Annotated in this window: 4 protein-coding genes; 2 read left to right on the top strand and 2 right to left on the bottom strand. The window is 64.9% G+C overall.

Annotation, left to right across the window (positions count from 1 at the left end):
* Positions 1 to 4712: cadherin domain-containing protein (locus GGQ64_RS27890; protein ID WP_183807417.1), on the bottom strand; the 4712-nt coding region annotated here is incomplete at its 3' end.
* 116 nt (positions 4713 to 4828) lie between these two features.
* On the bottom strand, positions 4829 to 5755 hold the full coding sequence (locus GGQ64_RS21680; protein ID WP_183807416.1) for a calcium-binding protein: 927 nt from the start codon (positions 5753 to 5755) through the stop codon (positions 4829 to 4831).
* 851 nt (positions 5756 to 6606) lie between these two features.
* Here GGQ64_RS21680 and GGQ64_RS21675 point away from each other — a divergent pair.
* Positions 6607 to 7752 carry an efflux RND transporter periplasmic adaptor subunit gene (locus tag GGQ64_RS21675; RefSeq protein WP_246422842.1) on the top strand — a complete coding sequence of 382 codons (1146 nt, stop codon included), beginning with the start codon at positions 6607 to 6609 and terminating at the stop codon, positions 7750 to 7752.
* Positions 7749 to 10940, top strand: coding sequence for a multidrug efflux RND transporter permease subunit (locus tag GGQ64_RS21670; RefSeq protein WP_183807414.1), 3192 nt, complete (start codon positions 7749 to 7751; stop codon positions 10938 to 10940). Before GGQ64_RS21675 ends, GGQ64_RS21670 begins: the two co-directional genes overlap by 4 nt.
* Positions 10941 to 10946: the final 6 nt, after the last annotated feature.

Raw genomic sequence — 10946 nt, 5'->3', positions numbered from 1 at the left:
AGCAGCTTCGTGCCCGACAGCTTGAACAGGCCGCCGGCGGTATCCGTCAGCTTGTAGGCCAGCGCCTTGCCCTCAGGGTCCTTCGCCGAGAACGTACCGATCGTCGTGCCGACCTTGCTGTTCTCCGCAATCGTCGCCTTCGAAAGCGCGATCGACGTCGGGGCCTCATTGACGTTGGTCACGCCGATCGAGAACGACTTCGACGTGGTCTTGCCGCCGACGTCGGTGGCCACCACCGTGACGGAATGGCTCTTCGCCTTCTCGTAGTCGACGCCCTTGGCAAGCTGCAGCGTGTTGCCGGAAAGCTTGAACAGGCCGCCGGGGTTGGACGACAGGCTGTAGGTGACAGCACCGCCTTCCGGATCCTTGGCCGAGAGCTTGCCGATCGTCGTGCCGGCCTTGGCGGTCTCGGCGACCGTCGTCTTCGACAGCGAAAGCGAGGTCGGCGCCTCGTCGACGTTGGTCACCTTGATCGACAGCGCCTTGCTCGTGGCGTTGCCGGACGCATCCTTGGCGACGACGGTGACCGCATGCGACTTGGCCGTCTCGTAGTCCACAGCCTTGGCGAGCTGCAGCTTGTTGTCGACGATCTTGAAGATGCCGCCGGGGTTCGACGACAGGCTGTAGGAGACCGCACCGCCTTCCGGATCCTTGGCCGACAGCGTGCCGACCACGGTGCCGACCTTGGCGTTCTCGGCCACCGACGACTTGCTGATCGCAACGCCGGCCGGGGCCTCGTTGACGTTCTGCACGCCGATGGTGAAGGCCTTTTCGAAGCTGTTTCCGGCCTCGTCGGTGACCTTGACGCGGATCGCGTGGTTCTTCGCCGTCTCGTAGTCGAGGCCCTTGCCGACGACCAGTTTGTTGCCGGAGATCGCAAACGCGCCGCCGGCGTCGTTCACCAGGCTGTAGGTGAACTTGGTGCTGTCAGCGTCGGTGGCCGAAAGCGTGGCCACCGTCGCGCCGACGGCCGCACTCTCCTTCACCGACGATGCCGACAGCGCGATGTTGGTCGGCGCGTCGCCGGTGCCCGTCTCGTCGCCGGTCTCCAGGTCGACGAGCTTGCCGCTGAAGCGGGCGAACTCGACGCCGTCCACGAGCGTCGTGGCGCCGCTGGCGATGTTCGTGATCGAGAACGTGCCGTTGTTGTTCTCGTCGATCGTGTAGCCGGTCCGCGAGCCGGTGAAGACCACCGTATCCGTGCCGGCGCCGCCGTCGAACAGGTCGTTGCCACCCTTGCTCTCGATCGTGTCGTCGAAGCGCGTGCCGACATAGATGTCGTTGCCGGTCGAGCCGATGAAGTGCTGGGCGTATTCGTCCAGCTGGTCGGCGTAGAGGTCGAGACGCGACAGCGGCGCGGTCTCGCCATACATGTGGGCGACGGAGAAGTTGTGGACCTCGCCGTTCAGCTCGATCTCGGCTTCCTCAGTGGCATTGCCGGGGACGGCGTTTGCGAACTGCAGGCCGGTGATCTTCAGAAGCGCGTTGCCGCCGGTGAAATAACCGTTGCTGTCGTAGGTGCCGCCGCCTCGCGTGCCGTACTCGATCGTACCGATCTCGCCGGCCACGGTGTGCGTGCCGAAGTTGTAGCCGAGGTCGCCGTGGGCGAGGACGTACTTCGACGTAGCATCGCTGCCGTAGCCGATGAACATCTCCTCGCCTTCGAACGCCGCCCCGTTGTCGAAGACCGGGAAGCCGCCGCCGGCGCCCGATCCGGCCAGGAACCCGCCGCGCAGGAAGGCCTCGAGGTCGATCCCGTTGGAACCGGAGGCATCGACGGTGATCGTGCCCTTGGGCTGTTCCGGCTGCAGTTCCGTCGTCTGGTCGGCGAACTGCAGGTTCTCGACGTTCTTGACGGTGTCGGTGCCGTCGGCCGAGCCGCTGCGGTTGTCGGTGACGGTCCAGGTTCCGTTGTTGTTCCGGACAATGGTGTAGTTCGACTTGTTGCCGCTATAAACCGCGGTATCGATGCCCGCGCCGCCGTCGATCGTGTCGTTGCCGCCGCTGCCGGCGAGCGTGTCGTCGCCCGCGCCGCCGCCGATCGTGTCGCCGAAGGCCGAACCGGCAAACGTGTCGTTGCCGGCCGAGCCGATGAACTTCTGCGCGTAGTTCGACAGCGCCGAGTAGATGCCGGCCGCGTTGCCGGTCTGCGCGGCCGAATAGATCGCGTAGATCAGGTTCAACTGGGCGACATGGCCAGATCCGACTCCAACGTCCAGATCGAAGCCGGAGATTTTCAGCTGTTCGGCCAGCCCGGTCAGAAGGCCGGCATCGCCGGTTCCGGCGGTGCCGGTGGTAACGCCGGTCACCCACTGGCCGAAGGTCAGGCTGTCGAGCGAGCCCGAAATACCGTGGCCGAATGCCGAACCGGAGTGGAGAGAGTCATAAGCGAGATCGGTGCCCTGCAGCATGACCCGGTCCGCAGCGCCAACGCCGCCTTCCTTGTAGTTGAACGCGATCTGCTCGCCGCTGACGTTCTGCGGACCGTAGGGCGTATTGTCAGTTGCACCGCCGTAGAAGGTGAAGGCGCCACCGCTCAGGCCGGCGAAGTACTGGCCGATGAAGTTCGCGAAATCGATGCCGCCGGGCGTTCCCGAGGCATCGATCGTCAGCGTGCCTTCCGGAGCGTCATAGGCGTCGGCATGCTGGATCGTGAAGGTCTTGGAGGTGACCTTGCCGGCCTCGTCGGTCACGGCAACCGTCACCTCGTAGCTCTTCTGCGACGCCGTCTCATAGTCGCCGAGCGGCTTTGCGAGCTTCAGCACGTTGCCGTCGATGACGAACAGGCCGTCGGCGTCGTCCGTCAGCGAATAGATCAGCGCGCCACCTTCCGGGTCCGTCGCCGAAAGGTTGCCGACGATGGTGCCGGCGGCCGAGTTCTCGGCGACCGCGATGTTTTCCACCGAGGGAATGATATGGGAGGTCAGCTTCAGTGCCGTCGGCGCGCCGTTTTCGGCATCGATCGTCTGGTCGGCAAACTGCAGCTTCTCGATACCCTTGAGCGTGTCGACGCCGTCCGTCACCACGCCGGTGCGATTGTCGGTGATCTTGAGCGTTCCGTTGGCGTTCTTGACGATCGTGTAGTCGGCCTGGTTGCCGGTGTAGATCGCCGTGTCTGTGCCCGCGCCGCCGTCGATCGTGTCGTCGCCCGCGCCGCCGGCGAGCACGTCGTCGCCGTCATTGCCGCTGATGGTGTCGCCGAAGAACGTGCCGGCATAGGTGTCCGCGCCGGAAGAGCCAATGAAGTTCTGCGCATAGGCGGAAAGCAGCGCCTTGACGAATTCGATCTCGGCGGGCGTGCTGGAATTCGGGCCGTGCATGAACGTGCCGGCGACGACGTTGGCCTCCCCATACAGCCGGTTCATCAGGCTGGAGTCGTTGTAGAAGTCGAGGCCGGTGATCGAGACCTCGGTACCTGATCCGTTGCCGAAGGCGAGACCCTGAACCGTGCCGCCCACCACGTGAACGTCTTCGCCGGTGTTCGCCGCGCTGTTCGAATCCGCCCACCAATAGGCGAGCTCGCTGCCCGTGAGCCAGACCTTGCTGCCGTCCGAGAAGGTATAGGTGTACTGCGATGCGGTGGTCGGACCGAAGGTTACGCCGTCCGGCAGGCTGTCGGTGACCTTGGAGTAGACGCTATCGAGATAGGTGTTCCAGTTGAAGCCGCCGTTTGCGCCGGCAAGTGCCGTATTGGCGTCGATGGTGATGGTGCCGCGCGCGGTGTCGCCGGCTTCCGCCGCGTCTACCACATGCACCTCGAATGTCTTCTCGTGCACGACGCCGCCGGCGTCCGTTGCCTCGATGGTCACCGAATGCAGGGCGTCGGCCTCGTAGTCCAGGGCGCCGTTGACCGTCAGGTAGTAGCGGGTGATGCCGTCGACGACGCGCTGGGTCAGCGAGAACAGCCCGCCGGCGTCGTCAGTCAGGACCGCGCTGGTCGGAACAAAGCTGAGGTCGTTCAGGAGTTCCTTGACATAGCCGATCTCGGTGCCCACCTCGACGTTCTCGACCACGCTCATGTAGGTCTTGCCCGTCGGCGCCGAACTCACCGTGAAGGGATCGTCGGTCGACTGGATGGAGATGGTCTGCCGGACGGGACCGCTGCCGTTGTCGACGTCGAGGACGAGGTCGTAGACGCCGTTGACCGCGCTCGCCCCCTCGAAGTCGAGCGGCGAGCGGATCACCACGCCGATCGAGCCGTCGGCATGGGTCTTCAGCATGAACATTCCGTTGTCGCCTTCGCCAGACGGCAGCGTGTAGGTCAGTTCGTTCCCGTCGGCGTCGGTCGCCAGCAGCGTGCCGAACTCGAAGCCGGAGCGGGCCGATTCCGATACCGTCGTGTTGGACAGGTACTCGAGTTCACCGGTCTCGGTGACGGAGACGTCGAACGAAGTCTGACTGGTCGATTGTTCGACACCGCCATCCGCCGCGTAGTTGATGGTGAACGCAATCTGGAAGTCGGAAACGTCGCCAAAATCGATGTCGGCAAGCGCTCGCAACTGGACACGGCTTTCGTTCGTGTCGGTATCGATTTTGCTTGAAAACGCGGCGGTGTCGCCAAGATACGATATCGTGGCGTACCAGTAGTCGAGGGTTCCGAGGCTGGCATCAGGAGTGATCCAGATATTTGCAAGGGCGGTCCCGGTCGTTACCTCTTGCTTGAAAATGGTGTCGTCGACCTCGATCGTGAAGCCTTCGAATGTGTACTGCATGTCCTGATCCCCCAATTACGCGCCCTGTTCCGTTTCAATCGGCGCGCAGCCAAAGCGTGGCGGTTGCAAAGAAAAATGGGACGGACGCAGCCTCGGACGCGCCCGCCCCTGTGCGGTTAACTGAAGATGAAGTCTGTGGCGCTCAGCGTTCCGCTGAGGGAACCGATGGCGACGGCAAACTCGGCAACGCCGTCGTTGCCGGTGACGTCGGCGAAGAACTTGCCTGCGGAGCTGTCGTACCAGAGGCTGTCTGCAGCGGCGCCGGCAGCGGAATAGCCGCCGCTCAAATTCAGGGTGCTGACGTTGAGCCTGTCCTCGCCGGCCACGAACTGCGTGATCGTGTCGAACGCCGAGGCCGAGCTTTGCGACTGATGCGTAAAGACGAACGTGTCGGCGCCCGTGCCGCCGGTCAGGGCGTCCGCCCCCGCGCCGCCGGTGATGATGTCGTTGCCGGCACCGCCGTTCAGCGTGTCCGCCCCACCGTTGCCGATCAGCGTATCGGCATTGATGCTGCCGGTGATCGAATCCGCGCCGGCACCGCCGTTGAAGGTGATGCTGTTGGCGGCATTGTTGAAGAGGTAGTCCTCGAACGCCGCCTCGTTGCCCTGGAGCAGGCCGAAGAAGGTCGAGTTCAGAGCATTGCCGGCGCCGGAACCACTGAGGGCGAGGCCGCTGATGGTCAGGGCGGAGGTGGCGAGGCTCAGGTCGGTGCCGGAGAACGACGCCGACGGCGAGGCGACCGAGGTCCCTCCGTTGAGGAGGTCCGTGCCGATGCTGAGGCTGTCGATCGTACCGCTCAGGGTGCCGGTCGAGTAGACGAAGTCACCCTGCGCCACGAGCGCGCTGTTGGTGCCGCTCGGCGGCTGGATGCCGTATTCCACGTAGTCGTTGGTCGGGGTCGTCGTCGCCGTGTTCGGCACGAACACGCCGGCGTTGCCGGTCCCGGTGATCGGATTGGGGCTAAACCCCCCGTTGAAATTGTCGAGAATAGTATTGACGTTGACGCCGCTCACAGAGTCCACGGTAATCGCAATGTTAGCCATGTCGATAATCCTTTTCAGCGGCGCACAGAGGGCGCGCCCTGGCGTTGAAGGAGTTAGCTTGATGACCAGTCATTATGTGACTGTTGCCGGTGCTGCCCTCCACGAGGGACAACCTGACGACAGAAGGCGAAAGACCGCACATATTTGATTTCACGCAACAAATTAGGCCCCGTTGCAGCGACGGCAAAGCTCCGCCGCCCGACCCGCCAAGGCGTATCGGTCAGTTGTCCAGCGATGAAAATGTTCCGATAGCCGGCCCGCCCCTTCGGCGCTCCCGCATCCATGCCCTGTGGCGTTCCGCAACAGCGGCGCGCACCCCGTCGGCCGCCGGGTTGCAGTCTTGCGACCGGCAACCGAGCGAACCGCAGCAACCATTAGTTATCATGATTTTTAGAGTCAAGTATCAAAATGGAGCTATGTCTGAATTTTTGGTATTTGCCCTCTGCCGCCCGCGACGCCGGGTGCGTGCAGGCGCCGCCCTGCGAAAGTTCGCCCGAAAAAGCCGCGCCGGTATTGACGATCCGCAACAATCACCCCTACCTGTAGAGCAGCCACCCCGCAAAGCCGGGGGCGCGAGGGATGCGCACTGTGTTCCCGTGCAGACGGCATGGGATTGCAGGCCGACCTCAGGGCGCCGGCCGATGACATCAAAGGCCTTCCTGTCCGCCGCGCGCGGGCAGGCCGATTGTGCAATACGCCTGCGAATTTCTGAGACAAGTTCTTTTCCGAATGACGGATGTCCCTGCTGTTTTCTGGCCGGAGACCGGTTCGTTTCGATCGAGTGCCCGCATTTGAAGCCGAAGGCAAAGCTCATGACCAAGATCCTCGTGCCTGCCAGTCTCTTCGCCGCAATGTCCGCCCTTCTCGCCGTCACGGCCCTCCCCCCGGCGGCCCTTGCCCAGAACGCCCCGCCGAGCGTCACCGCCGCCAAGCCGATCGTGCGCGAGGTCATCGACAACGACGAGTTTATCGGCCGCTTCCAGGCGGTCGACGAGGTCTCCGTGCGCTCCCGCGTCGGCGGCTATCTTCAGGAGATCCATTTCAAGGACGGCTCGATCGTCAAGCAGGGCGACCTCCTGTTCGTCATCGACCAGCGGCCCTTCCGGACCGCGCTCAACGAGGCGGAGGCGGCGCTGGAAGTGGCCCGCTCGACGCTGACGTTCGCCGATGCCCAGTTCAAGCGCGCCGACGCGCTGGTCAAGAGCGGCAGCCAGGCGATCCAGACGCTCGACGACCGCCGCCGCGAACTCGCCTCCGCCGAGGCCAACGTGCGCGGCGCCGAGGCCTCCGTCGAGCGCGCCAGGCTCGACCTGGAATATACCGGCATCACCGCGCCGATCTCCGGCCGCGTCGACCGACGACTGCTGTCCACCGGCAGCCTCGTGCAGGCCGACCAGACCGTTCTGACCACGATCGTCAGCCTCGACCCGATCGACTTCTATTTCGACGTGGACGAGCGGCGGCTGCTCTCCTATGCCGACACCGCCCGCGCCAGCGGCACGCAGCTGCAGGAAGGCGGCAGCGGCCTGCCCGTGAAGGTGACGATCGGCGACTTCCAGCATTCCGCCTTCGAGGGCAAGCTGGACTTCGCCGAAAACCGCGTCGACGACCAGACCGGCACCATGCGCATCCGCGCCCGCCTCGCCAATCCCGACTACGTGCTGCAGCCCGGCCTGTTCGGCCGCATTCAGATCGGCGGCTCCCTGCCCTACCGGGCGATCCTCGTGCCCGACGAGGCGATCGGCTCCGACCAGAACGAGCGTGTTGTCTATGTCGTCGCCGAAGACGGCACCGTCAGCACCAAGCCGGTGCGAACCGGACCGCGCATCTACGGCTACCGGGTGATCCGCGACGGCATGGAGGGCAACGAGACGATCGTCGTCAACGGGCTGATGCGCATCCGCCCGGGCATCAAGGTCGCAGCCGAGACGGTGCAACTGCCGGCTGAGCGCGCAGAGACCGTTCCCGAAACGATCAGCGCGGAGCAGATGCAGTGAGGTTCGCCCATTTCTTCGTCGACCGGCCGATCTTCGCCTCGGTCCTTTCCATCGTGCTTCTGATCGTCGGCGGCATCGCCTATTTCCAGCTGCCCGTGGCGCAGTATCCCGAGATCGCGCCGCCGACCATCGTCGTGCGCACCAGCTATCCCGGCGCCGACGCGCAGACGGTCGCCGACACCGTGGCGACGCCGATCGAGCAGGAGATCAACGGCGTCGAGAACATGCTCTACATGTCCTCCTATTCCACCGCCGACGGCTCCATGGCGCTGACCATCACCTTCAAGCTCGGCACCGACCTCGACCAGGCGCAGGTGCTCGTCCAGAACCGCGTCGCGATCGCCGAGCCGAGGTTGCCCGAGGAGGTCCGCCGCATCGGCGTCACCACGGTCAAGAGTTCGCCCGACCTGATGATGGTCGTGCACCTGCTGTCGCCGAACGACCGCTACGACCAGCTCTACATCTCCAACTTCGCCAAGACCCGCATCCGCGACCGGCTGGTGCGGCTGGACGGCGTCGGCGACGTCACCCTGTTCGGTGAGCGCGAATATGCGCTGCGCATCTGGCTCGACCCTGACAAGCTCGGCGCCTACGGCATGACGGCGAGCGACGTCGTGCAGGCCCTGCGCGACCAGAACGTGCAGGTCTCCGGCGGCTCGATCGGCGGGCCGCCGACCTCCGGCGACAACGCCTTCCAGTATACGGTGACGACGGAAGGACGGTTCTCCGATCCCCGCCAGTTCCGCTATGTCATCGTCAAGTCGACCGAAGCGGGGCGGCTCGTGCAGTTGCAGGACGTCGCCCGCATCGAGCTCGGCGCCAGGGACTACGTCTCCAACAGCTACCTCGACGGCAAGCCCGCGGTCGCGATCGGCATCTTCTCCCGGCCCGGCACGAATGCGCTGGACGCCGCAGCCGACATCCAGCGCGTGATGGACGAGGTGTCGCCGCTGCTGCCGCCCGGCCTCGAATACCGCATCGTCTACAATCCGACCGAGTTCATCTCCGAATCGATCAACGAGGTCTACAAGACCATCATCGAGGCGGCCTTGCTCGTGGCGATCGTCGTGCTCGTCTTCCTCCAGTCCTGGCGCACGGCGCTGATCCCGATCATCGCCATTCCCGTCTCGCTGATCGGCACCTTCGCCTTCCTGCTGGCCTTCGGCTTCTCACTGAACATGCTGACCCTGTTCGGCCTCGTGCTGGCGATCGGCATCGTCGTCGACGACGCCATCGTGGTGGTGGAGAACGTCGAGCGCAACCTCGCGCTCGGCATGACGCCGAAGGAGGCAGCACACGTGACGATGAACGAGGTCGGCGCGGCCGTCATCGCGATTTCGCTGGTGCTGATCGCCGTCTTCGTGCCGACCGCCTTCATCCCCGGCATCTCCGGCCAGTTCTACCAGCAGTTCGCCGTCACCATCGCGGTCGCGACAGCGATCTCGGCGTTGAATTCGCTGACCCTGTCGCCGGCGCTGGCCGGTATCCTGCTTAGGCCCCACTCGCAGGAGAAGCACAGCAGCAATCCCCTGACCCGCGCCGTCCGCAAGCTCTCGGACGGCTTCAACTACGGCTTCGACCGACTGAGCGAAGGCTATTCCTGGATCGTGCGCCATCTCGTCTCGACCTGGACGGCGATCGGGATCAGCCTGCTCGTCTTCGCCGGTCTGCTCTATGCCACCTGGCACATGGGCGAGATCGTGCCGCGCGGCTTCATCCCGACCATGGACCAGGGCTACGCGATCGTCGTCGTGCAACTGCCCGACGGCGCCTCGCTCGCCCGCACCGACGAGGTGGTGCTGCGCGCCTCGGAGATCATCCGCAACACGCCGGGCGTGAAGAACGCGGTCGCCTTCTCCGGTTTCTCGGGCGCCACCTTCACCAATGCGTCCAATGCCGGCGTGATCTTCGCGAGCTTCGCAAGCTTCGAGGAGCGGCTGGAGCACGGCCACAACGCCGACCAGATCATCGGCCAACTGTTCGGCAGCCTGCAGAGCATCCAGGAGGCCTTCATCATCGCCGTGCCGCCGCCCTCGATCCGCGGCGTCGGCAATTCCGGCGGCTTCAAGATGCAACTGGTCGATCTCGAAAGCGCCGACATGAGCCGCGTGCTGGGGCTTGCCTACCAGATGATGGGGGCGGCCAACCAGACCGAGGGGCTGACCGGCGTCTTCACCACTTTCTCCGCCTCGAGCCCGCAATTCTACCTGGAGATCGACCGCGACAAGGCGCGCGCCCTGAACGTGCCGATCCCCAACATCTTCGAGACGCTGTCGATCAACCTCGGGACCTCCTACGTCAACGACTTCAACGCCTTCGGCCGCGTCTACCAGGTGCGCGCCCAGGCAGACCAGCAATTCCGCCTCGACCGGGCGGACATCCTGGCGCTGAAGGTCCGCTCGGCCACCGGCGCGCTCGTGCCGCTCGGAACGCTGGTCGATATCCGCGACGCCAGCGGCCCGACGCTTGTCCAGCGCTACAACATGTTTGTCTCCGTGCCGCTGCAGGGCAATCCGGCGCCCGGCGTCTCGACCGGCACGGCGCTCGACAAGATGGAGGCGCTGGCCGGCGAGATGCTGCCCGCCGGCACCTCCTTCGAATGGACGGAACTCGCTTTCCAGGAGCGGGCGACCGGCAATACGGCGCTGTTTATCTTCGCCCTGTCGGTGGTCTTCGTCTTCCTCGCGCTCGCCGCGCAATATGAGAGCTGGGTACTGCCGCTGGCGATCATCCTGATCGTCCCGCTCGCGGTGCTTGCCGCCCTGATCGGCGTGTACCTGCGCGGGATGGACAACAACATCCTCACACAGATCGGCCTGATCGTGCTGATCGGGCTGGCGGCGAAGAACGCGATCCTGATCGTCGAGTTCGCCCGCCAGGCCCAGCGCGAGGGCAAGACGGCCGTCGAGGCTGCGGTGGAGGCGACGCGCCTGCGCCTGCGGCCGATCCTGATGACCGCGTTCGCCTTCATCTTCGGCGTGGTGCCGCTGATGATCGCGACCGGCCCGGGCGCCGAGATGCGCCAGTCGCTCGGCACCGCCGTCTTCTCGGGCATGCTGGGCGTGACCTTTTTCGGCCTGTTCCTGACGCCCGTCTTCTTCGTGGCACTGCGCTCCGCCGGCCGGCACCACCCGGAAAAGGTCAGCGAGCGCCGCAAGGACGCGGCACTGGAGGCGGCCGACCTCTGATCGCGG

The organism is Mycoplana azooxidifex (genome assembly GCF_014196765.1).
GTDB classification, from domain to species: Bacteria; Pseudomonadota; Alphaproteobacteria; order Rhizobiales; family Rhizobiaceae; genus Mycoplana; species Mycoplana azooxidifex.
This window is presented reverse-complemented; position numbering and strand designations above follow the sequence as displayed.

Coding starts and splice junctions, on each gene's coding strand:
- GGQ64_RS21675 (WP_246422842.1), top strand. CDS start 6,607: ATGTCCGCCCTTCTCGCCGTCACGGCCCTCCCCCCGGCGGCCCTTGCC.
- GGQ64_RS21680 (WP_183807416.1), bottom strand. CDS start 5,755: ATGGCTAACATTGCGATTACCGTGGACTCTGTGAGCGGCGTCAACGTC.